Origin of the sequence: Streptomyces sp. IMTB 2501, assembly GCF_001953885.1 — a bacterium.
GTDB lineage: Bacteria > Actinomycetota > Actinomycetes > Streptomycetales > Streptomycetaceae > Streptomyces.
In genome coordinates, this window is record NZ_MQUS01000044.1 from 22,242 (window position 1) to 46,876 (window position 24,635).

At 68.7% G+C, this 24,635-nt stretch carries 14 protein-coding genes and 2 pseudogenes; 14 read left to right on the forward strand and 2 right to left on the reverse strand.

What is annotated here, in order from left to right; all coding sequences use genetic code 11:
- Positions 1–253 precede the first annotated feature (253 nt).
- The 3 genes from AV521_RS41945 to AV521_RS41955 all read left to right on the forward strand — a co-directional run bounded on the left by AV521_RS41945 (position 254) and on the right by AV521_RS41955 (position 3,020).
- The gene (locus tag AV521_RS41945) at positions 254–1,309 is read left to right on the forward strand and encodes a LacI family DNA-binding transcriptional regulator (protein WP_076096774.1); all 1,056 of its coding nucleotides are present in this window, start codon (positions 254–256) and stop codon (positions 1,307–1,309) included.
- 240 nt (positions 1,310–1,549) lie between these two features.
- On the forward strand, positions 1,550–2,233 hold the full coding sequence (locus AV521_RS41950) for a glycoside hydrolase family 11 protein (RefSeq protein WP_371917109.1): 684 nt from the start codon (positions 1,550–1,552) through the stop codon (positions 2,231–2,233).
- Positions 2,234–2,360: 127 nt separating this feature from the next.
- On the forward strand, positions 2,361–3,020 hold the full coding sequence (locus tag AV521_RS41955) for a polysaccharide deacetylase family protein (RefSeq protein ID WP_256725934.1): 660 nt from the start codon (positions 2,361–2,363) through the stop codon (positions 3,018–3,020).
- Positions 3,021–3,097: 77 nt separating this feature from the next.
- On the opposite strand, the gene AV521_RS41960 is transcribed toward AV521_RS41955, so the two are convergent.
- Complete coding sequence (locus AV521_RS41960; protein ID WP_076096781.1) at positions 3,098–4,216, reverse strand: cellulose binding domain-containing protein; 1,119 nt, start codon at positions 4,214–4,216, stop codon at positions 3,098–3,100.
- 488 nt (positions 4,217–4,704) lie between these two features.
- Here AV521_RS41960 and AV521_RS41965 point away from each other — a divergent pair, with 488 nt between their 5' ends.
- Both AV521_RS41965 and AV521_RS41970 read left to right on the forward strand, forming a co-directional pair.
- Positions 4,705–6,435 (forward strand): glycoside hydrolase family 6 protein, encoded by a 1,731-nt coding sequence (locus tag AV521_RS41965; RefSeq protein WP_076096783.1) that lies wholly within the window; start codon positions 4,705–4,707, stop codon positions 6,433–6,435.
- A 36-nt stretch (positions 6,436–6,471) separates the two neighbouring features.
- Complete coding sequence (locus AV521_RS41970; protein WP_143658743.1) at positions 6,472–6,813, forward strand: hypothetical protein; 342 nt, start codon at positions 6,472–6,474, stop codon at positions 6,811–6,813.
- Here AV521_RS41970 and AV521_RS41975 read toward each other — a convergent pair.
- Positions 6,792–7,838, reverse strand: a complete 1,047-nt coding sequence (locus AV521_RS41975) for a LacI family DNA-binding transcriptional regulator (protein WP_076096787.1) — start codon at positions 7,836–7,838, stop codon at positions 6,792–6,794. The genes AV521_RS41970 and AV521_RS41975 overlap by 22 nt on opposite strands.
- Before the next feature lie 515 nt (positions 7,839–8,353).
- On the opposite strand from AV521_RS41975, the gene AV521_RS41980 reads away from it, so the two are divergent.
- The 9 genes and pseudogenes from AV521_RS41980 to AV521_RS42020 all read left to right on the forward strand — a co-directional run bounded on the left by AV521_RS41980 (position 8,354) and on the right by AV521_RS42020 (position 24,625).
- Positions 8,354–9,979 (forward strand): arabinofuranosidase catalytic domain-containing protein, encoded by a 1,626-nt coding sequence (locus tag AV521_RS41980; protein ID WP_256725935.1) that lies wholly within the window; start codon positions 8,354–8,356, stop codon positions 9,977–9,979.
- Between the two features lie 146 nt (positions 9,980–10,125).
- Positions 10,126–12,504 (forward strand): annotated as a pseudogene (locus AV521_RS53060) (RICIN domain-containing protein).
- A gap of 57 nt (positions 12,505–12,561) precedes the next feature.
- Entirely contained in the window at positions 12,562–13,695 is a 1,134-nt protein-coding gene (locus AV521_RS41990; protein WP_076096789.1) for an SGNH/GDSL hydrolase family protein, read from the forward strand.
- A 74-nt stretch (positions 13,696–13,769) separates the two neighbouring features.
- A pseudogene (locus AV521_RS41995) lies at positions 13,770–15,236 on the forward strand (endo-1,4-beta-xylanase); the annotation flags it as partial.
- Between the two features lie 354 nt (positions 15,237–15,590).
- The gene (locus AV521_RS42000; RefSeq protein ID WP_076096794.1) at positions 15,591–17,024 is read left to right on the forward strand and encodes an arabinofuranosidase catalytic domain-containing protein; all 1,434 of its coding nucleotides are present in this window, start codon (positions 15,591–15,593) and stop codon (positions 17,022–17,024) included.
- 42 nt (positions 17,025–17,066) lie between these two features.
- On the forward strand, positions 17,067–18,719 hold the full coding sequence (locus AV521_RS42005; RefSeq protein WP_076096796.1) for a glycoside hydrolase family 27 protein: 1,653 nt from the start codon (positions 17,067–17,069) through the stop codon (positions 18,717–18,719).
- A 79-nt stretch (positions 18,720–18,798) separates the two neighbouring features.
- Entirely contained in the window at positions 18,799–20,280 is a 1,482-nt protein-coding gene (locus tag AV521_RS42010) for an arabinofuranosidase catalytic domain-containing protein (protein ID WP_256725938.1), read from the forward strand.
- Positions 20,281–20,328: 48 nt separating this feature from the next.
- Positions 20,329–22,161 carry an RICIN domain-containing protein gene (locus AV521_RS42015; protein WP_076096800.1) on the forward strand — a complete coding sequence of 611 codons (1,833 nt, stop codon included), beginning with the start codon at positions 20,329–20,331 and terminating at the stop codon, positions 22,159–22,161.
- Between the two features lie 55 nt (positions 22,162–22,216).
- Positions 22,217–24,625 (forward strand): ricin-type beta-trefoil lectin domain protein, encoded by a 2,409-nt coding sequence (locus AV521_RS42020; RefSeq protein ID WP_076096801.1) that lies wholly within the window; start codon positions 22,217–22,219, stop codon positions 24,623–24,625.
- Positions 24,626–24,635 lie beyond the last annotated feature (10 nt).

Sequence of the window (24,635 nt, forward strand, 5' to 3'; positions counted from 1 at the left end):
AGCCAGACCTCAGAGGAAGATGACCCTCGGCGAGTGGCCAGTGACGACCAGTTCCGCGAGTTGAAGCGTTTCACCACCTGAGGTCAGCGGAGCCCTGTCGGTCGCCTGGACACGTCCGCACCCTGGACGCTGTGGCTCCGTGACGCGGACGGCCGAGAGGTGATGTCGTCAGGCCACAAAGGCACCCGAGTCGCGCGTCGAAACCTTTCGAACGATCCACGCATCACCCGGTGTGGGTAGTTGACCGTGCCTTATGCTCCTGGGCATGCGAGATGACGAGGGCGTTGGTCGCATCACCCTGGCGCAGGTGGCCCAGCTGGCGGGGGTCTCCATTTCGACAGTTTCGAAGGTGCTCAACGGGCGACAGGACGTGGCCGCGCCGACCCGCGTCAAAGTGGAGCGCGTCCTGGACGACAACGCGTACCGCCGTACCACCCGGGCCGCTCGCGAGGCGCCTCTCATCGAGCTTGTCTTCCACGAACTCGAGAGCGTCTGGGCGCTGGAGCTGATCCGTGGGGTGGAGAAGGTCGCCAAGGCCAACGGCGCCAGCGTGGTGCTCACCGAGAGCGGCACCCGCCAGGCGCCGGGGCCCGAGTGGATCGAGGGCGTGCTGCAGCGAAGCCCGCGTGGTGTGGTGCTGGTCCTCTCGACGCTGCCCGCGGAGGTGAAGCAGCGGCTGCGCTCGCGTTCCATCCCGTTCGTCGTCATCGACCCGGCCGGCGACCCCGACCCGGACGTGCCCTCGGTGGGCTCCGCCAACTGGAACGGGGGCCTGGCCGCCACGAGGCATCTGGTCCAGCTCGGTCACCGTCGCATCGGCATCATCACGGGTCCGCAGGACATGCTCTGCTCGCTGGCCCGCCTCGACGGCTACCGTTCGGCGCTCAGTATGGCGGGTCTGGCGGCGGATCCCGAGCTTGTGCGGTACGGCGACTTCCACGTCGAGGGCGGGCGCGAGCGTGCGGCCGAGCTGCTCGATCTGGACGATCCGCCGACTGCGATCTTCGCGGGGAGCGACCTCCAGGCCCTCGGCGTCCTGGAGGCCGCCCGGCTGCGGGACCTGCGCGTTCCGCACGATCTGTCCGTGGTCGGCTACGACGACGTACCCCTGGCCCAGTGGTCGAGCCCCGCGCTCACGACGGTCCACCAGCCGCTGAGGGAGATGGCCGAGGGCGCGGCCCAGATGCTGCTGCGCCTGCGGTCACAGGAGCCGGTGGCGACCCGGCTCGAACTGGCGACGAGCCTGGTCGTGCGGCAGAGCACGGCGGCGCCCTCCTTCGAAAGAGTTTCGGATACTCCTTCTGACTGACACTTCGTCATGTTGCCTGAGTCGCGCGTCGCTGAGTCGGATCTGTTGTGGCGTGCGCCAAAGTGCCCTGTCATCAGGGAAGTTGACGTACGAGAGCAACATCATCACAACTCAAGAGTTTCGCACTCTTTGCCGAAAGAGTTGACAGTCCACAGACCCGGCACCAACCTATCGACGTCGACAGGCACCTCAATGGCTGTGCAGCCTCTCGCAGGCCCCACCAGGAGGAGGCGCATGAACATGCGCGACAACCCCCGCATACCCCCCATGAACCGCCGCACCTTCATCGGCACGGCAGGCGCCCTGGCGGTCGGCGCGGCCACGCCGGCGCTGCAGGGCACCGCGTACGCGGACACGACCATCACGACCAACCAGACCGGCACCGACCACGGCTACTACTACTCGTTCTGGACCGACGCCGCCGGCACCGTCTCCATGACCCTGTCCTCCGGCGGCAGTTACAGCACCTCGTGGCGGAACACGGGGAACTTCGTGGCAGGCAAGGGCTGGGCCAACGGCTCCCGGCGGACCGTGAACTACTGGGGCTCATTCAACCCCTCCGGCAACGCCTATCTGTCGCTCTACGGCTGGACGACGAACCCGCTCGTCGAGTACTACATCGTCGACAACTGGGGCACGTACCGGCCCACCGGCGCGTACCAGGGCACCGTCACCAGTGACGGCGGCACTTACGACATGTACCGCACGACGCGGTACAACGCCCCGTCCGTCGAGGGCAACCGCACCTTCGACCAGTACTGGAGCGTCCGACAGTCCAAGCGCACGGGCGGATCCATCACCACCGGGAACCACTTCGACGCATGGGGCCGCGCCGGGATGCCCCTGGGCAGCTTCAAGTACTACATGATCCTGGCGACCGAGGGCTACCAGAGCAGCGGCAGCTCCGACATCACGGTGAGCTGAGTGAGTCGGGTCTGCCCGGCCGTCCCGTCGGGCAGGCCCCCTCCCCACCCCCGCCTCAGGTCGAAGGAGCATCCGCATGAGAATCCGACTGGGAAGCACGCGACCACATCACTTGTCGCGCTCCCTCATGGCGAAGCTGGCCGTCGTCGCGACGGTAGGCGCCTGCACCCTCGCCGTCGACCCCGGCGCCTCGGCCCAGGCCGCCGCCTGCACCGGTTACGTCGGGCTGACCTTCGACGACGGCCCGTCCGTCGGCACGCCGGCGCTGCTCGACGTGCTCCGGCAGAACGGACTGCGAGCCACGATGTTCAACGAGGGGCAGTACGCCGCCGCCAAGCCGTCCCTGGTACGGGCACAGGTCACCGCCGGCATGTGGGTCGGCAACCACAGCTACACCCACCCCCACCTGCCCCAACTCGGCCAGGCGCAGATCGACTCCGAGATCTCCCGGACCCAGCAGGCCATCGGCAACGCGGGCGGTGGCACACCCCGGCTGTTCCGTCCCCCGTACGGCGAGACCAACGCCACGGTCAGGAGCGTCGAGGCCAAGTACGGCCTGACCGAGATCCTGTGGGACGTCGACTCGCAGGACTGGAACGGCGCGAGCACCGATGCGATCGTGCAGGCAGCGGCACGGCTCACCAACGGCCAGATCATCCTCATGCACGACTGGGCCGCCAACACACGCGCCGCGATCCCACGCATCGCGCAGGGCCTGGCGGGCCGCGGGCTGTGTGCGGGCATGATCTCCCCGCGGACCGGCCGTGCGGTGGCCCCGGACGGCTGACATCATCCGTCCGGGGCCCGGTGGCGGTGGCATCACCGATGGACTCGGCGGGACACCAGCAGCCTGCTGCGGACCGGTCAAGCCACGCTGCAGGAAAGGCCGTTCAGGCTGAAGGCCGTCGGCTTGGCGAAGCTGCCGTTGTAGGTGGCCTGGTACCCGAAGGAAACCTGGGCGCCGGGGGAGAGGGACGCGTTGTAGGCGAGGCCGTCGGCTGTCACGGCTCCCGACGAGGGAGAGATGCCGGCGTTCCATGTGCTGGTGATCTGCTGCCCCGCAGGCAGGGTGAACGCGAGATGCCAGCCGTCGGCCGGGGAGGAACCCGTGTTGGTCAGCGTGATGTCCGCGGTGTATCCGCCCTGCCATGTGTTCGTGCTGTAGGCCACCTTGCACGCCGTGGGCCCGCTGGGTGGGCCGCTGCCGAGGTCGACGGTCGAGGAGAAGGAGGTGACGGCGAGTCCCGCGCCGTTCTGCCAGGGCTCGAACCCTGCCTGAACGCTCGTCAGATACCAGTTGTTCTGGGCGAGCCCGCGGGCGACGGCCTGCCGGGCGAAGTCCATCACGTCGAAGTTCCAGCTGCCGATCGCCGACGGCGCGACGAAGGTCAGGACGTCGTTGGAGCCGTTGTTACCGGACCACAGCTGCCACGGGCGGCCGGCCACGGTGACGGAACCCACCTGCGAGCCCACCGGCTGCACGGCCCCCACACGGTTGAACCAGATCATGATCTCGGTGCGGTTCACACCGTCGGTGCGGGGCGTGGGGTCGAGCCAGATGTCGTAGGCGGCGTCGTAAATGGCTCCGCTCACGTAGTTGTAGGAGATGCTCGTGGGTGCTGCGGCGATGGAGCCGAGGACGGCAGGGAGGTTCGTCCCGGGGGAGCAGTTGGTGTAGTGGCAGCCGTTGAACACGGACGGGTAGGACTTCGGGGCGCCGGTGGTCGGCACCGAACCGTCGGCCTGGACGACCCGGAAGCCGTTGTCCGTGGTGGAGACACACTGGGGCTCACTCGTGTTCCAGCGGTTGTTCTGTACGACGTAGCGTCCGCCGATCGTGGTGGAGCCGAACTGTTCGCAGACCGTGGTGTCGGCGTGCGATGTCGAAGCGGCGGTGAGCAGCGCCGCGACTGCGACGAGGGTGGTGAGCAGCGCGCTGAGCAAGGCGTGCGCTCTTCGGGCCTGGGGAGCTGACCGGTGCATGCGGATCCTCCGTGTGGGGTGTGGGGAGCCGTGGTGCTTGTTCCTCCGAGGCAGGGGCGACCCGAAGGTGGTCAAGGCTTGAACCGATGGGAGCGCTCCCATAGTGGGGATGTGTGCGGGCGAGGTCAAGGTGTTGAGAAGTTGAATCATTGGAACCGTGCCAAATAAAAAAGTTGGCAACACCCCTGTGCAGTCTGGTGAGTTGGCGATACGGTCCCTCGCACCAGTGGGAGCGCTTCCATCAGTCGACGCGTCTGTCACGGCGCGCCCGGATGCAAGGGCTCGCCCATGCGACATCCCCGCATTCCTCACCACCGGCCATCGCCAGGGACGTCCGGGGCTCCGTGACGATCACCGTGACGATCCGATCCGCCGGGGGTTTCTGACCTCCGCCCGCGACGGCACCCCACTCCCTCGGCACCGGCCTGTGCGATCACCTGGTCACCCGCATTCCGTCAACACCCCTCAAAGGGAAGGAATCCACTCTCATGAGCCGTACTCACCTGTCACTGTTCGCCGCGCTGGCGGTGCTCGCCGGATCCTCCGGGGCAGCGCTTCTCGCGGCACCGGCGGGCGCCGCCACCTCCTCGATCCCCTGCTCCGTGGACTACAAGGTGCAGAACCAGTGGGACACCGGCTTCACCGCCGCCGTCACGATCACCAACAACGCGGCCGCCAAGTCGAGTTGGTCGCTGAAGTGGTCGTACGCCGGTAACCAGCAGGTCACCAGCGGCTGGAACGCGCAGATCACCCAGAGCGGTGCCGCTGTCACCGTGGCCAACGAGAGCTACAACAACACGCTGGCGAGCGGCGGTTCGGTCAGCTTCGGCTTCAACGGCACCTACACCGGCACCAATGCCTTACCCGCCACCTTCACCCTCGACGGGGTCACCTGCAACGTCGACGACGGCAGTGGCTCCAGTGGTGGTGGCACAGGCGGCGGAGGCGGGGGCGGGGGCACCGGCAACCGGGTCGACAACCCCTACGCCGGGGCCAAGGGGTATGTGGACCCCGAGTGGTCGGCCAAAGCCGCCGCCGAACCCGGTGGCAGCCGTATCGCCAATCAGTCCACCGCCGTCTGGCTCGACCGGATCGCCGCGATCGACGGCGTCGACGGAGGCATGGGCCTGCGCGCGCACCTGGACGAGGCACTCAAGCAGAAGGGCTCCGGCAACCTCGTCATCCAGCTCGTCATCTACGACCTGCCAGGACGCGACTGCGCCGCCCTCGCCTCCAACGGTGAACTCGGGCCGAACGACCTCGACAAGTACAAGAGCCAGTACATCGACCCTATCGCCGCCATCCTCGCCGACCCCAAGTACGCGGGCCTGCGCATCGCCACGGTCATCGAGCCTGACTCGCTGCCCAACCTGGTCACCAACGCGGGCGGCACGAACACGACCACCGACGCCTGCGTGACCATGAAGAGCAACGGCAACTACGAGAAGGGTGTCTCGTACGCCCTGGGCAAGCTCGGCGCCATGCCGAACGTCTACAACTACCTCGACGCGGGCCACCACGGCTGGCTCGGCTGGGACACCAACCTCGGCCCGTCCGTGCAGGAATTCGCCAAGGTCGCCACTTCCAACGGCGCGAGCGTGAACGACGTGGCCGGCTTCATCGTCAACACCGCCAACTACGGCCCCGTCACGGAGCCGAACGTCAAGGTCACGGACACCGTGAACGGGCAGACCGTGCGCCAGTCGAAGTGGGTCGACTGGAACCAGTACGTCGACGAGCAGTCGTACGCGCTCGGTCTGCGGGACAAGCTGATCGCGGCCGGGTTCGACTCCGGCCTCGGCATGCTGATCGACACCTCCCGCGACGGCTGGGGCGGAACCGCCCGGCCCACCGGCCCCGGCCCGCTGACCTCCGTCGACGCCTACGTCAACGGCGGCCGCATCGACCGGCGCGTCCACGTCGGCAACTGGTGCAACCAGAGCGGCGCCGGACTCGGGCAGCGGCCCACCGCGGCCCCGGCCGCCGGTGTCGACGCCTACGTCTGGGTCAAGCCGCCGGGACAGTCCGACGGCTCCAGCACCGCCATCCCCAACGACGAGGGCAAGGGCTTCGACCGGATGTGCGACCCCACGTACGGTGGTAACGCCCGCAACGGCAACAACCCCAGCGGCGCCCTGCCGAACGCGCCGCTGGCCGGGCACTGGTTCTCCGCCCAGTTCCAGCAGCTGATGCAGAACGCCTACCCGCCGCTGCCGTAGTCCTCTGGCGTGGTGTGTGCCCGCCGGGTCCGGTCCTTGCCGAGGGCCGGACCCGGCCGGACCGGTCTGCCGGCCCCGAGGACTTCGGCTCAGCCGAAGACGCGGCGCTGTATCTCGCAGGCCCGTTCGCTGATCGCCCAGACCGGCGCGTTCGCCGAACACACCATCCGCTCGGTGGAGCACACCGTCTGCGCGGACCCGTCCTGGACCGGTGACCTGTACGACTACGGTCACACCCCGCCGACCGTGACCGTCGCGTCGGCGACCGTCGACGGACCGTGGCTGAGGGGGGAACTGCCCCGCTCCACCACGATCCGCCTCACCCTCCGGCTCGACCCGTGCACCCGAGTCCCTTCCTACCGCACCCCGTTCGGATGAGTGCGCGCCCGGCGGCCGACGGGAGCGGCGGCTGTGCTGGAGCGCAGCGAGATCGACGGTGCCAGCAGGATGTGCCGAGGCGGGCCGTCCGGCGTGGTGATGCGTTCCACCAGCAGGGATACGGCCTTCTCGCCCATCTCCAGGGCCGGTACGTCCGCCGCCGTGAGCGGCGGGTGGAAGTCCTCGGCCCACGTCCTGCCCGCCACCGCGGTGAGGGAGAAGTCGTACGGCACTTCGAGACCGGCGTCCGCCAACGCCCTCTGGACACCGGGCAGGGCGGCCTCGTTGATGGTGGTGACAGCGGTGAGATCGGGATGACTCTCCAGGAGCGCGGTGACGCATTCCCGGCCGGAACGGGCATCGTCCCCGCACGGCACTTCGACGCCGTCGATCCCCCGTTCCGCGAGGGCCTTCTCGAAGCCCTCCCTGGCCCTGTGGGCGGGGCCGTAACCCGCCGCGACGAGCTCGGGGGAGCGGGTCACCAGAGCCACCCGGCGGTGCCCCAGATCGGCGAGGTGCCGCACGCAGTGCCGGACCAGGCCGGCATAGTCGACGTCGATCCAGGACATCTCCTGGTCGCCCGCCGTGTGCCCGATGCCGACGAAGGGCAGCCCGGCGTCCTGCAGACGACGGACACGAGAGTCCTCCAGGCTGATCTCCATGAGGATCACACCGTCCACGCGGCTCACCGATATCAACCGCTCGAAGGAACGGTCGTGATCCCGGCCGGAGGGGGACACCAGCACATCCAGATCCACCCGGGCGGCGGCGTCGACCACGCTGGCGACAAAGTCCAGTTGCATGTGCGTGAGCCGGTTCCCCGCGGGCGGGATGACGAGACCGATCGTGCGGGTCCGCCCCTCCTTGAGCGCCCTCGCGGCAGCGTTGGGCCGATAGCCCAACTCGTCGATCACGTCCTGGATACGTCTGCGAGTGCTGGTCGCGACGGGGCGCTTGCCGCTGAGCGCGTAGGACACCGTGCTCCGTGACACGCCCGCGCGCCGGGCGATCTCCCCGATGTTCATGCAGCTCCCAAGAACCCGCCGACAGGCCCGCAAGGTTACCGCGTACGAATCGGTTCGCTCCTGGGCCAGGGAGCGGGGAGGGCGACTGGGGCTACTGAGACCTTTGGCTTCCGGCGGGACGATTCACGTCATACCGAAAGGCGTGAATCGAATCGATTCCGCGCAAGCGCTTCGAAGGGAGGCTACAACCGGGGTGCCGGGTCAACGGTGTGCCCCGCTGAATACGCCGTCGATGCCTACGAAAGCCACCGGTCACACCGGCGGCTGTCTCCTGCCGAACGGTGCCGCCCGACAGCAGACAGGCACTCGATCCGCCGGAATCAGCCATCGAATCGATTCCGCGACAAGGTTGAGTCGAGAGACACCTCCCCCTTGACAGTCCCGTGTGGCCAGGAGCACCGTCTCCCTCCGAAACCTCTCTGCAATCTCGCTGAAGCACATCACGCAAGCGCTTCCGGAGCACAGCGCCACTCGCACAACCCGACCGGGTTGCGCCGGCACGGTAGGGAGATGAGATGGGAACCACACCTGCACGACGCCGCCCGCTGTCAGGGCGCGAGGGCGTCCCCTGGCTGCTTGCGGCGTTACGACGCCTCGGGCGGCCGAAGAATGTGCGGGACCATGAACTCGGCCATCCGCCAGGGTGTTCGTCCCGCTCCCGGTGGACTCGGCTCGTCCGGACCGGGGCCGCGGCCGCGCTCGTCGCCGGCACACTGGCCGCCGCCACGACAACGGTCCGCACGGCCCAGGCCACCACAAACACGGCCCACACGGCCCGAGCCGCCACGTCCGGGCCGTGCGACCTCTACGCGGCAGGCGGCACGCCCTGTGTGGCGGCGCACAGCACGACGCGAGCGCTGTACGCCGCGTACAACGGACCGCTCTACCAGGTCCGTCGCGCCTCGGACAACGCCACCCGGGACATCGGTCTGCTGAGCGCGGGCGGGTATGCCGACGCCGCCGCGCAGGACTCGTTCTGCTCAGGGACGACCTGCCTGATCACGGCCATCTATGACCAGTCGGGGCGCAACAACAACCTCACCCAGGCGCCCGGCGGCGGTGCCGCGGGCGGCCCCGACGACCTCGCGAACGCGACCGCCGCGCCCACCACGGTGGGAGGCCACAAGGCCTACGGCGTCTTCGTGGCGCCGGGCACGGGGTACCGCAACAACCACACGAACGGCATCGCGACCGGGGACAACCCCGAGGGCATGTACGCGATCTTCGACGGCACGCACTACAACGGCGGCTGCTGCTTCGACTACGGCAACGCCGAAACGGACAGCAACGACGACGGCAACGGCACCATGGAGGCTATCTACTTCGGCAACATCAAGGTCTGGGGCTACGGGTCGGGCAACGGCCCCTGGATCATGGCCGATCTGGAGAACGGCCTGTTCTCCGGGGTGAACCAGCACTACAACGCGAACGACCCGACCATCAACTACCGGTATACGACCGCCATCATCAAGGGCGGGGCGAACCACTGGGCGATCCGCGGCGGCAACGCCCAGTCGGGCGGCCTGTCCACCTTCTACGACGGGCCGCGCCCCAACGTCGCGGGCTACAACCCGATGCGGAAACAGGGCGCCATCATCCTGGGCACCGGCGGCGACAACAGCAAGGGCGCCCAAGGCACCTTCTACGAGGGAGTGATGACCTCCGGCTACCCGTCGGACGCCACCGAGAACGCGGTCCAGGCCAACATCACCGCGGCCGGGTACAGCAACTCCTCGGGCGGGACGGGCACCGGTCCGCTGCACGCGGTGGGCGCGGGGAAGTGCCTGGACGTGCCGGGGGCGTCCACCACGGCCGGTACGCAACTGCAGATCTGGGACTGCAACGGCGCTGCCAACCAGACCTGGACCCGTACGTCCTCCAACCAGCTGACCGTGTACAGCGGCGGCAGCCAGATGTGCCTGGACGCGTACGACAACCAGACGTCCGCCGGGACCAAGACGGTGATCTGGCCGTGCAACGGCGGGACCAATCAGCAGTGGCAGGTGAACTCCGACGGCACCGTCACCGGTATGCAGTCCGGGCTCTGCCTCGACGTCACCGGCGCCTCCACGACCAACGGCTCCCTGGCCGAACTCTGGCCGTGCAACGGCGGATCGAACCAGCGATGGCGTCTCGGCTGACCGGAACGTGTCCAGACAGGAAGATGACGATGTCCAGCGCCAGAAGACTCAGTCCCAGAGCCAGAGCCAGAGCCAGACCCAGAGCCAATGCGCTGCGCGGCCTCTGGGCCGTCCCCGTAGGCCTGCTCGCCCTCTTGGCCGGGAGCATGGCCACCGCCGGGACCGCGAGTGCCGGACCGGCCGAGCCCCGGGCGGCGGTCGCCGAACTGTACATGGCGCCGGGTGCGTCCCCTGGAGGGGACGGCAGCGCCCAGCAGCCGTTCGCCACCATCGACCAGGCGCGGCAGCCCGCGCATCAGCTCTCGGCAGGCTCAGACGTCGTCGTCCACCTGGCCGGTGGCACCTACCGGCTGTCCGAGCCGCTGGCCTTCGGCTCCGGCGACGGCGGCCAGAACGGCCACACCATCAGCTACCAGGCCATGCCCGGGCAACAGCCGGTCGTGACTGTTGCCGAGCAGGCGTCTGGTTGGCAGGTGCATGATCGGAGCAGCAACATCTGGTCGGCCCACGTCGGCACCGGCGTGAACACCCGCCAGCTGTACGTGAACGGCAAGGAGGCGCCGAGGGCGGCGATCCAGGTGCCCCGCTCGGCCTTCACCTTCACGCAGACCGGCCTGACCATCACCGACTCGCCTCTCGACTACCTGGCGGGCCTGTCGGACCAGAGCCACATGGAAGTCGAGAGCATCGACTCCTTCACCGACCGCTACGCGCCGGTCCAGTCGATCAGCGGCAGGACGGTCACCATGCAGCAGCCCGCGTGGAACAACAACTCCTGGGGCTACGACACCATCAACGCGCCGTTCGCCGGCGGGACGATGTACCTGGAGAACGACTACGCGTTTTTGAAGCAGGCCGGGCAGTGGTACCTCGACGCGTCCACCGGAGACCTCTACTACCGGGCCCAGCAAGGACAGAACCCGAGCGGTCTCGACATCGAACTGCCCCGACTGCAGAGCCTGTTGGACATCAGCGGCAGCTACAGCTCACCGGCCACGGGGCTGCGCTTCTCCGGCATCCGGTTCACGGGAACCTCCTGGCTCGGACCCAGCGGACCCGACGGCTACGCGGACCAGCAGAGCGGCGCGCACATCACCGGCGCCTACGCGATGCCCGCCAACTGGCTGAGCACCTGCAAGTCGGGGTGTCCGCAGTTCGAGGCGACCCGTAACCACTGGGCGCAGATGCCCGCTGCCGTACAGGTCTCCGCCGCCGGCGACATCACGTTCTCCGGCGACATGTTCTCCGAACTCGGGCAGGCCGGGCTCGGCGTGGGGAACGACGACGTCGGCACGGCCTCCGGCACCGGACTCGACGCGAACGGCGTCACCGTCACCGGCAACACGTTCACCGACACCGCCGGCAGCGGCATCCAGGTCGGCGGGATCCAGCCGGACGCGCACCAACCCGGCAACCCGCAGATGACCAACTAGAACATCACCATCAGCAACAACAAGGTCAGCGGGGTGGGCACCGACTACAAGGAGACCGCCGCCATCCTGTCCACCTACGTCACCAACGCGTCGATCACCCACAACCAGTGCGACCACCTGCCCTACGACGGCATCGACATCGGCTGGGGGTGGGACGCCAACGACCCGGGCGGCAGTCAGGACTACGTCAACTGGGGCACGTACAACTACCAGCCCGTGTACAGCACCCCCACGACGCTGAAGAACAACACCGTCTCCCACAACCTGATCTTCGACACCAAGAACGCAATGTCCGACGGCGGCAGCATCTACAACCTGTCCGCGAACCCCGGCTCGGTGATCTCCGACAGCTACATGTACGAAAACCACCACACCACCGCGCTGTACCTGGACGAGGGCTCCCGGTATCTGACGGTGTCGAACAACGTGGTGCAGGACGCCGGCAACTGGGCGCTCACCAACGCGAATGCGAACAACCACACCGACGACAGCACGTTCTCCGGCAACTGGTACATCGGCGGCAACACATACGTGGCCACCGGCCCGCCGCACAACAACGTCCTCACCGGCAACGTCCAGGTCAGCGGCACCAACTGGCCGCAGGGCGCGCAGCAGGTCATCCAGCAGGCGGGCGTCAACTCCTCGGGCGGCAGTGGCGGCTTCCCCACCGGATACCACCAGTTGGTGACCGGCAGCGGCAGTCTGTGCCTGGACGCGTACGGCAACTCCGGCAGCGCGGGCGCCGCGATCGACCAGTGGACCTGCAACGGGCAGAGCAACCAGCAGTTCCAGTTCGTGCCGGCCGCGGGCGGCTACGGGCAGTTGCAGGCGCAGAGCTCCGGGCTGGTCGTGGCGGTGTCGGGCGGCTCCACGACCGCCGGAACGCCCGACGTCGTACAGCAGGCCCCGAGCGGAGCGGCCGGGGCTCTGTGGCTGCCGGTGCAGCAGTCCGACGGCTCGTACTCCTTCCAGAACCAGAACAGCGGCCTGTGCCTGGACGTCTACGGCGGCGGCAGCAACCTCGGCCAGCAGCTCGACCAATGGCTCTGCAAGAACACGGCCGGCAGCAACCAGGACTTCACCCCGCGCTGACCGACTCACCCGCTCGTTCACCCCCACCCACTGTCCCGCACCCAGTGAGGAACCCAGATGAAGAAGTACGCGGCACTCCTGGCCGTCGCTCTGACGGCAGCGATCGGCACCGGCACCGCGTTGCCCGCAACGGCCGCCACCGGCACCGGATCACCGGCCGCCGCCGCGCCCACCGCCCTGCGGCTGATGCCGCTGGGCGACTCCATCACCTGGGGCATCGGCAGCCCGTCCGGGAACGGCTACCGGGGCTTCCTGTGGAACCGGTTGGCGAACGAGGGGCATGCCCTGGACTTCGTGGGGTCGGGCCGCAACGGCACAATGTCCGACCCGGACAACGAAGGCCACTCCGGCTGGCATATCGGCGAGATAGCCGGCATCGCGGACTCCGTGCTGGCCCGGTACCGGCCCAACGTGGTCACTCTGGAGATCGGCACCAATGATCTGAACGGCGGCTCTCAGGCTGACCCCGCCGCCGAACGGCTCCATGCGCTCATCGACCAGATCACGGCCGACGCCCCTGACGCGACGGTCCTCGTCGGCACCGTGATCGTCTCCACCAGCAGCACCGAGGAGGCCACCCGCCCCGCGTTCAACGCCAAGCTGCCCGGCATCGTCCAGGCCGAGCAGGCTGCCGGCAAGCATGTGCGCCTGGTGGACATGAGCGCTCTGACCACCGCTGACCTGTCCGACCCCTTCCACCCCAACGACAACGGCTACAGCAAGATGGCAGACGCCTTCAACGCCGGAGTCCAGGCCGCGGACGCCGCAGGCTGGATCAAGCCGCCGGTCTCCGTGGGCGAGCCGGTGCACTCCGGGGTCGCCGGGAAGTGCCTGGACGTCAACGGCGGCAACAGCGCCAACGGGACCGCCGCGCAGATCTGGTCCTGCAACGGCGCCGACGCGCAGCGATGGTCCGCGCGCTCGGACGGCACCTTGCGGGCGCTCGGGAAGTGCCTCGACGCCACGGGCGGTGGTACCGCCAACGGCACCAAGATCGAGATCTGGGACTGCAACGGCGGCAGCAACCAGCAATGGCAGGCGTACAACGGCGGTTACCGCAACCCGGTCTCCGGCCGCTGCCTCGACGACCCCGGTGCGTCTGCCACCGACGGTACGCAGCTGGTCCTGTGGGACTGCAACGGCGGAGCCAACCAGCAGTGGAGCGCACTGCCCGTCAGCTCGGCTTTGTGACCGGCCCGATTCGCGACCCCGGCACCGGCTTGTGGTCGGTGTCCCCCCCACACACACAAGGAGAACGATCCGTCATGTTCTGGCTCAACGCAGAGCCCCGTCCGCGCAAGGCCTTGGCCCTGGCCGCCGTACTGGCAGCCGGCACGGCTCTGGCCCTGGCCGGCCCGGCGAACCCCGCTGCTCACGCGGCCTCCGGCACCCTGGGCGCGGCAGCGGCCGACAGCGGCCGCTACTTCGGCACAGCCGTGGCCGCGGGCCGCCTCGGCGACCCGACGTACTCCACCATTCTCGACCGGGAGTTCAACATGATCACCCCGGAGAACGAGATGAAGTGGGACACCACCGAACCCTCCCGCGGCAACTTCAACTTCGGGCCCGGCGACCAGATCGTCAGCCACGCCGCCGCGCACGGGCAGCGAATGCGCGGGCACACGCTCGTCTGGCACTCCCAGCTGCCCGGCTGGGTCAGCTCCATCAGGGATGCGAACACCCTGCGCGGTGTGATGGACAACCACATCACCACCGAGATGAACCACTTCAAGGGCAAGATCTACGCCTGGGACGTGGTCAACGAGGCGTTCGCCGACGACGGCAGCGGCCGGCAGCGCAGTTCGGTGTTCCACGACGTGCTGGGCAACGGCTTCATCGAGGAGGCGTTCCGCACCGCACGGACGGCCGACCCCTCCGCCAAGCTCTGCTACAACGACTACAACATCGAGAACTGGTCCGACGCCAAGACCCAGGGCGTCTACAGCATGGTGCGCGACTTCAAGGCGCGCGGCGTGCCCATCGACTGCGTTGGCTTCCAGTCCCATTTCGGCACCGGCGGCCCGCCGGCCAGCTTCCAGACCACCCTGTCCAACTTCGCCGCGCTCGGCGTCGACGTACAGATAACCGAGCTGGACATCGCGCAGGCGCCGGCAACCGCGTACGCGAACACCGTCAAGGCGTGCATGAACGTGGCGCGTTGCACCGGCATCACCGTGTGGGGCATCCGGGACAGCGACTCCTGGCGCAGCGGGGAGAACCCGCTGCTGTTCGACAACAACGGCAACAAGAAGCCCGCGTACGACGCGGCCCTGTCGGCGCTGGGCGGCAGTTCGGGGAACTCGGGCGGCATCGTCGCGGGAACGGTGTACTCGCTGACCGACGTCGCCGCGGGCCGGGCGTTGGACGTGCCGGGCGGGCAGACGGCGAACGGCACGTCCCTGCAGGTCTGGGACGCCAGTGGCGCCGCGAACCAGCAGTGGCGGGCGAGTCAGAACAGTGACGGTTCCTACACCCTGACCAACGTCGGCAGCGGGCGGGTGCTGGACGAGCCGGGCGGGCAGACGGGCAGCGGCACGCGGATGGAGATCTGGGACTCCAACGGCGGCGCGAACCAGCACTGGCGTGCGAGCCGGAACGGCGACGGTTCCTACACCCTGACCAATGCCGCGTCCGGCCGGGCGCTGGAGGTCCCCGCGGGGCAGAGCGCCAACGGGAGTCCCGTCCAGGTCTGGGACTCCAACGGCGGTGCCAACCAGCACTGGAACCTCAGGTGAGGCGATCGGAACCGAGCGCTCGCACCTGATCCCCCGACGAACGCCTGCGTCCGGCACTCCGGTCGTCGCCGGACGCGGGTTTCGGCTGCCCTCAGAGCGGTCTGACCAGGGAAAACATGGGATGGATCGCGCTCTGGACGACTCGGAAACTTCTATTGACAGGCCCATGACCGTGTGGGATCACTATGCGACATGGGATGTCTGAGTGTTCCCTGTGCGTGCAGTGGCACTCTCCGTCCCCTCCCTCCCCCCCCGCATATCCGAGGACACAGAATGCAGCCTCCATCCGCTCCGCACCGCAGCCCCGCGGCTCGTGCATCGCGCTTACCGGCTGCGGCCGCAGTATCCGTGATGGCGCTGCTGGCCATGTTGCTGGCGACCGCGCCGACCTGGTCGGTGCCAATGTCCGCGGCAGCCCTGGTGAGCTCGCCGTCGGGGCGGTGCCTGGATGTCAAGGGCAACGTCGACACGCCGCGCACGGGGCTGGAGATCTGGGACTGCAACGGCCAGGCCAACCAGGCGTTCGAGCTCACGGCGGCGAGTGAGCTGAGGACGATGAACGGCACCCGGTGCGTGGACGCCTACGACACCCGGACGGCTCCCGGAGCCCCGGTGGTCGTCCGGGGGTGCGACGGGCGGGCGACCCAGGTCTGGCGGCAGAACTCCGACGGGTCCGTCACCGGCGTCGCCTCCGGATTCTGCCTGGACGTGAGCGGGGCGGGAACGGCCGACGGCACCGCGGTCATCCTGTGGACCTGCAACGGCCAGAGCAACCAGAAGTGGACCACGCCGACACCTCCGCCCCCACCCCCGGCGGGCGGGTCGGGCCCGTGCGACATCTACGCCGCGGGCGGTACGCCGTGCGTGGCCGCGCACAGCACCGTGCGGGCGCTCTACGGTTCGTACAACGGCTCCCTCTACCAGGTCAGACGCGCCTCGGACAACGCCACCAGGGACATCGGCGTGCTGGCGTCGGGCGGCTTCGCCGACGCGGCGGCGCAGGACGCGTTCTGCGCGGGCACCTCGTGCGTGATCACGGTCGTCCGCGACCAGTCCGGACACGGCAACGACCTGTGGTACCAGGGATCGGCCCAGGTCCCGGGGTCGAGTCAGAGCAGTCCCGCGAAGGCGACGTCCGATTCGCTGACGGCCGGCGGCAGCAAGGCGTACTCGCTGTACATCAACCCCGGCAACAGCTACTGGCGGGACGGCCATCTGACGGGCGTACCGACCGGTGCCGCACCCGAAGGGGCGTACATGGTGACCAGCGGCACCCACGTCAACAGCGGCTGCTGCTTCGACTACGGCAACAGTGAGACGACCAGGAAGGCCGATGCCGCCGGGGCGATGGACGCGATCAACTTCGGCACCCAGTGCTGGTTCGGCGGCTGCTCGGGCAGCGGCCCCTGGGTGCAGGCCGATCTCGAATGGGGCCTGTACCCCGGCGGCAGCCAGTCCTGGAACCCCAACCAGCGGGCGTTTCCGAGCAAGTTCGTCACCGCGATGCTGAAGAACAACGGCACGACGAGGTTCGCCCTCAAGGGCGGCAACGCCCAGTCCGGCAGCCTGACCACCCTGTGGGACGGCGGGCTGCCCGGCGGATACAACCCCATGAAGAAACAAGGAGCCATCGTGCTGGGCAGCGGCGGCGACTGCTGCAAGCCCGGCGGCGGCGCCAACCTGAGCGCCGGCACCTTCTACGAGGGAGCCATGGTCGCCGGCTACCCCTCGGACGCGACCGACAACGCGGTGCAGGCCAACATCACCGCCGCCGGCTACCGCTGACCCGCACCCAGCTCCCCAACCCGCCCCAGGAGTCGATGACTTATGCCCACGACCACTGCGAGAGCCAGGCGTCCCCGGTCGCTGTCCCCGCTACGTTCCCTGCGCAGAACCCTCGCGCTCGCCTTCTCGACCATCCTGCTCACCGCGACCGCGCCCCTCCTCTCCCTCGGCACGGCAGGGCCCGCCGCCGCACTCGGCAACGGGCTCGCGCCGACCCCGCAGATGGGCTTCAACGACTGGAACGCGTACGGCTGCAACGTCACCGAGTCGCTGATCAAGTCCACCGCCCAGGCCATGCACACCAACGGCATGCAGGCGGCCGGCTATTCGTACGTCAACATCGACGACTGCTGGATGACCCACAACCGCGACTCCGGCGGCCACCTGGTGCCGGACCCGGCCAAGTTCCCCGACGGCATCAAGGGCACCGCGGACTACGTGCACTCGCTCGGGCTGAAGCTGGGGATCTACGAGGACGCGGGCACCGCGACCTGTGCGGGATACCCCGGCAGCCTGGGCCACGAGACCACGGACGCGCAGTCGTTCGCGGCGTGGGGCGTGGACTACCTGAAGTACGACAACTGCAACAACACCGGTGTGCCGGCGCGGACCCGGTACGCGGCGATGCGGGACGCCCTGGCGGCCACCGGACGGCCGATCCTGTACAGCCTGTGCAACTGGGGCCAGGAGAACGTGTGGACCTGGGGCGCGGACGTCGGCAACAGCTGGCGCACCACCGGCGACATCAGCCCGACCTTCTCCAGCATGCTGTCGATCTTCCACAGCAACGTGGGACTGGCCTCCTACGCCGGACCCGGCCACTGGAACGACCCAGACATGCTGGAGGTCGGCAACGGCTCGATGACGGCCACCGAGAACCGCAGCGAGTTCAGTCTGTGGGCGGAGATGGCCGCACCGCTCGTCGCGGGCACCAACATCCCCTCGGCCAGCTCCGACACCCTGTCCGTCCTGACCAACTCCCGGGTGATCGAGGTCGACCAGGACCCCCTCGGCAAGCAGGGGACCATGGTGTCCTCCTCGGGCGGCCTGGACGTGCTGGCCAAGCCACTGGCCAACGGAGACGTGTCGGTGGCGCTGTTCAACGAGACGGGATCCACGGCGACCATCACCACCACCGCTTCGGCGATCGGGAAGACCGGGGCGTCCGCCTACACCCTCACCGACCTGTGGTCGGGCGCGTCCTCGACCACCTCCGGCACCATCAGCGCCTCGGTACCGGCACACGGCACGGTCATGTACCGGGTGGCGGGCGGCACCAGCGGTGGCGGCGGCACCAGCGTGACCGGTCCGCTGCACGCGGTCGGCGCGGGCAAGTGCCTGGACGTGCCGAACTCCACCACGACCGCGGGCACCCAGGTGGAGATCTGGAGCTGCAACGGCGGCGCCAACCAGACCTGGACGCACACCGCCTCCAACCAGCTCACCGTCTACTCCGGCAGGGGTCAGATGTGCCTGGACGCCTACAACAACCAGACCACACCGGGGACGAAGGTGGAGATCTGGCAGTGCAACGGTCAGAGCAACCAGCAGTGGTCGCTGAACTCCGACGGCACGATCACCGGCGTCCAGTCCGGCCTGTGCCTGGACGTCACCGGCGGGGCCACGGCTGACGGAACCCTCGCCCAGCTGTGGACCTGCAACGGCGGCAGCGGCCAGCGGTGGACGCTGGGCTGACCCCGTCCTCCCCACCGCCACCCAGGAGGTCTCCTTGCCCGGATCAGCAACCGATCGCCGACGAAGGCGTTTCCCGGCCGTGCTCCTGATCGCCCTGGCGATGGCCCTGGCCGCGCTCGGGACACCCTCGTTCGCCACCTCCGCGCGGACCGGCACACCCGCCGCCGGCCACGCGCCCGTACCCGCGGCGGACGCATCGCTTCCGTGCGACCTCTACGCGGCGGGCGGCACGCCGTGCGTGACGGCGCACGCCACCACCAGGGCGCTCTTCGCGGCGTACAACGGGCCGCTGTACCAGATCCAGCGGTCCTCCGATCACACATACCGCGACATCGGAGTGCTCACCGCGGGCGGGTACGCCGACGGCGCCTCCCAGGTGTCGTTCTGCGCCGGTACGTCCTGCACGATCACGAAGATCTACGACCAGACCGCCAGGCACAACGACATGCCGATCTCCTGGGGCGGCTACTGGAAGGGCCCGGGTCCGAACGGATCCGACGTCGGGGCGGACGCCATGGCCCTGCCGGTGACCGCGGCCGGTCACCAGGTGTTCGGTGTCAAGGTCACCCCGGGCGTCGGTTACCGTCTCGACCACGCGAGCGGCGTGCCCACCGGCGCCCAGCCCGAGGGCATCTACATGGTGACCTCGTCGAACTACACGAGCCAGTGGTGCTGCTTCGACTACGGCAGCGGCGAGAACTCCCACACGGACACCGGCAACGCCACCATGAACGCCATCTACTGGGGCACCGCCTGCTGGTTCGGCGGCTGCACGGGCAGCGGCCCGTGGGTCGAGGCCGACCTGGAGAACGGCATGTTCCACACCAACACCGGCTCCAACAAGGACCCGAACAACCCGGGCGTGCACTATCCGTTCGTCAGCGCGTGGCTGAAGAACAACGGCACCAGCAACTTCACTCTCAAATACGGCAACGGCACGAGCGGCGGCCTGACCACCACCTTCTCCGGCCCCCTGCCCAACGGCTACTCACCGATGAAGGTCGACAGTTCGGTCCTGCTCGGCACCGGGGGTGACAACAGTCCCAATGGCGTGGGCGAGTTCTTCGAAGGCGCGATCACGGCCGGCTATCCGTCCGACGCCACCGAGTACGCGGTCCAGGCCGCCATCACCGCCGCCAACTACGGAACGGGAAGCGGTAGCGGCACGACCGGTGCCGTGCACGCGGTGGGTGCGGCCAAGTGTCTCGACGTGCCGGGCGCATCCACGACGGCGGGTACGCAGCCGCAGATCTGGGACTGCAACGGCGCGGTGAACCAGACGTGGACCGCGACCGCGTCCCACCAGCTCACCGTGTACTCCGGCAGCAGCCAAGTGTGCCTGGACGCCTACAACAAGGGCACCAGCCCCGGCACGAAGGTCATCACCTGGCCCTGCAACGGCCAGACCAACCAGCAGTGGAACCTCAACGCCAACGGCACCGTCACCAGTGCCCAGTCCGGCCTGTGTCTGGACGTGACCGGCGCCGCCACCGCCAACGGCAGCCTCGTACAGCTGTGGACCTGCAACGGCGGATCCAACCAGAAGTGGTCGCTGAGCTGAACCGACAAATCGCTGTATCGCTGAACCGCCGGCCCATAGGAGGTCCGTATGAGGACGCGAGCGAGGGACCGCCGTGTGCTGCTTACCGTCGGCGTCGTGTTGGCGTTCGTGCTGCAGCTGCTGTCGGCGGCCGGGAGCCGTGCCGCCACGGGCGAGGCGCTGAGCGTGAACCTGGCGTCGACGCGAGGCCCGTCGACCGGTGTGGGTGAGGGGTTTCTCTACGGCTTCACCCAGGACGGCAGCCAGCCTGTGGACCAGTTCGTCCAGCCGCTGGGGATCAACGCGTTCCGCGGCGGGGGCTGGTTCTCCGGCGGCTGGATCAAGGACAACTACCAGTACGGCGCGGCCAGCCGGGCCGACGTCGACTCGATCATCGCGCAGGCGAAACGGCTGACCCAGCCGCCGTACCACGCCCAGTACCAGGTGCTGGTCAGCGACATCTACGGCGCGAACGGCGGCCAGCCGTCCAACACGATGTACCCGTGCGACAACGGCAACTGCGCGAACTGGATCAGCTTCATCGACTCCAGCGTGGGAGCGCTCCAGGCGTCGGGGCTGAAGTTCTCCTACGACATCTGGAACGAGCCCGACATCTCCTACTTCTGGACCCGGGGTGTCAACAGCGCCCAGTACTTCCAGATGTGGGACACCGCTTACCGGGAGATCCGGCGCATCGCCCCCACGGCGCAGATCGTGGGCCCCTCGTTCGCCTACACCCCGCAAGGCAGGTCAGGGCAGTGGCAGACCTGGCTCGCGCACGTGAAGGCGGCTGGGACGGTGCCTGACATGATCACCAACCATGACGAGGGCGACGTCGACGACCCCGTCACCGTCTCGCAGTCTCTCAACAGTGCGCTCAGCAGGGCGGGCATCGGGGCGCGGCCGCTGTCCGCCAACGAGTACCAGCCCGCCGACCGGCAGACCGCCGGGGTGACGGCCTGGTACCTGGCGCGGTTCGCGCAGTCCGGGTACGCCAACGCGATGCGCGGCAACTGGGTGTGCTGCGTCACGCCGAACCTGACGGGAGTCCTCACCCAGAGCGGGGGCAGCTGGCAGCCGACCGGCAACTGGTGGGCGCTTCGGGACTACGCCGACATGACCGGCACCCTCGTCGACACCTCCGGCCAGGTCGGGTCGACGGCCATCGCGGCCTCCCAGGACTCCGCCGCCGGGCGCGCGGTGGCCGTCATCGGCGATTCCAACGGCTACACCGGCGCCGTGTCCGTGACCTTCAACGGGCTATCGTCCGTGCCCTGGCTGACGAACACCGGCAGCGTCCACGTCACCGTGCACCGCATCCCGGACCAGGCGCCGCTCGCCGCCCCGCAGACCGTGTACGACCAGAACGTCAGCACCTCCGGCGGCTCGATCAGCGTGCCGTTCACGTTCCAGGCCTCGCACGACGCCTTCGCCGTCTATCTGACCCCGGCAACGTCCGGCGGCGGAGGCTTCCCGGACGGCTACCACCAACTCGTGGTCGCAAGCAACCAGTTGTGCCTTGACGTGTACGGCAACTCCGGTACCGCGGGCGCCGCGATCGACCAGTGGACCTGCAACGGGCAGGGCAACCAGCAGTTCCGGTTCGTGCCGGCCTCGGACGGCTACGGCGAACTGCGCACCCAGAGCTCCGGCCAGGACGTGGCAGTCGCCGGCAGTTCCACGGCAGCAGGCACCCCGGACATCGTCCAGCAGGCCCCCGGCACGGCGCCGAGCGCCCTCTGGCTGCCCGTGCGCCAGTCCGACGGCACCTACGCCTTCCAGAACCGCAACAGCGGTCTGTGCCTGGACGTCTACGGTGCCGGCGGCACCGCGGGACAGCAGCTGGACCAGTGGCAGTGCAAGAACGCGCCGGGCACCAACCAGGACTTCGCCGTCCGCTGATGCCGCACCCGACGCGGACCGCGAACCCCACCGACCTGCGAAAGGAACCCCCACCGTGTCAGCACTCAGACGGCTGTTACGGCGCCTGCGCGGCTCGACGGCCGTGCTCACGGGCCTCGTCCTGGCCGCCGGCGGCCTCGTCGGCACGGCAGCTGCCACGGCCCATGCCGCCACCTCCATCACCGTCAACGGCACGTCCGGCGGACGGACCTTCGACGGCGTCGGCGCGATCAGCGGCGGAGGCGGCAACAGCAGACTCCTGATCGACTATCCCGAGCCCGAACGCGGCCAGATCCTTGACTACCTCTTCAAACCCGGGTACGGCGCCTCCCTGCAGATCCTCAAGGCCGAGATCGGCGGGGACACCAATTCCACCTCGGGAGCCGAGCCCAGCCACCAGCACACCCGCTCCGACCTGAACTGCGACCGCGGCTACGAATGGTGGCTGATGGAGCAGGCCAAGGCCCGCAACCCGAACATCAAGCTGTACGGCCTCGCCTGGGGCGCCCCCGGCTGGATCGGCGGCGGGAACTTCTGGTCCACCGACATGGTCAACTACCTGGTCTCCTGGCTGGGTTGCGCCAAGCAGCACGGCCTCACCATCGACTACCTCGGCGGCTGGAACGAGCGGGGCTACAACGTCTCCTGGTACGAGCAGCTGCGCAGCGCGCTCAACAGCAACGGCTACGGCAGCGTCAAGATCGTAGCGGCCGACTCGGACTGGAACGTGGCGGGCGACGTCAACTCCAACCCGGCGTTCGCCGCGGCGGTGAACGTCATCGGCACGCACTACCCCTGCGGCTACCGCTCCTCCCAGTCCAACTGCTCGGTGCCGTCGGCCGCCACGTCGTCCGGAAAGTCGCTGTGGGCGAGCGAGAACGGCTCGGACGGCTACAACGCGGGAGCGCCGGCCATGGCCCGCGGGATCAACCGCGGATACATCGACGGCCGCATGACCGCGTATCTCAACTGGCCGGTGGTCGCGGCGATCACGCCCAACCTGCCGTACCCCACCATGGGCCTCGCCCTGGCCGCACAGCCGTGGTCCGGCCACTACGCGATCGGCAAGAACACCTGGGTGATGGCGCACACCAGCCAGTTCACCGCCGCGGGCTGGAGGTACCTCGACGCCTCCAGCGGCTACATCGGCGGCAACCGGAACAACGGCAGCTACGTCTCCCTGAAGTCCCCGAACAACTCCGACTACTCCACGGTCATCGAGACCATGGACGCCGGCAGCGCCCAGACGCTGAACTTCGACGTCACCGGAGGGCTGTCCACCGCGGCCGTCCACGTCTGGTCGACCGACGTCAACTCCGGCAACCAGGCCGACTACTTCGTGCACACCACGGACATCACCCCGTCCGGCGGCGGCTTCAGCCTGACCGTGCAACCCCATCACGTCTACACCCTGACCACCACGACCGGCCAGGGCAAGGGCACCGCCACCGGCCCCGCCCAGGACGCGATGAGCATGCCGTACAGCGACTCCTTCGACGGCTACGCCACCGGCACCGAGGCGAAGTACCTCATGGACTGGCAGGGCGCCTTCGAGGTGGCGGGCTGCGGCGGCGGCCGCAGCGGCAAGTGCGTGCGCCAGATGAGCCCGCAGAAACCGATCACCTGGGACGCACTGTCCGACCCGCACGCCCTCCTCGGTGACACCGGCTGGAGCAACTACACCGTCTCGTCCGACGTGCTCCTGGAACAGCCCGGATACGCCGAGCTGATAGGCCGCGCGAACGGGCAGGACTACAACAGCACCGGCGGACTGAACGCCTACCACCTGCGGGTCAGCGACACAGGCGCCTGGTCGATCCTGAACTCCGGCACCAACGGAAATGTCTCCACCCTCGCCCACGGCACTACCGCGGCGCTGGGCACCAACCGGTGGCACACCCTGGCCCTGACCTTCTCCGGCACCACCCTTACCGCCGTCGTCGACGGTTCCACGGTCGGTTCCGTCAGCGACCGCACCTGGGCCGGCGGACAGGCCGGCTACGCGACCAGCCAGGGCGAGACGGCACAGTTCGACAACCTGTCCCTCACCCCCGGCAGCGGCGGACCCGGCGGCGGCACGACCGCCGCGATCGTCGGGGCCGGCTCCGGCCGGTGCGTGGACGTGCCGAACCAGTCGCAGACGTCCGGCACCCAGGTGGAGCTGTGGGACTGCAACGGCGGCAGCAACCAGCAGTGGACCAGCACCTCGGCCGGTGAACTGCGGGTCTACGGCAGCGCCTGCCTGGACGCCTCGGGCGGCGGCACCAGCCCCGGCACCAAGGTCGACATCTGGACCTGCGACGGCGGCAGCAACCAGAAGTGGACGCTCAACGCCGACGGAACGATCACCGGCGCCCAGTCCGGCCTGTGCCTGGACGCCACCGGCGCCGGAACGGCCAACGGCACCCTGCTGGAGCTGTGGACCTGCAGTGGCGGCAGCAACCAGAAGTGGACACGCAACTGAACTGATCCGG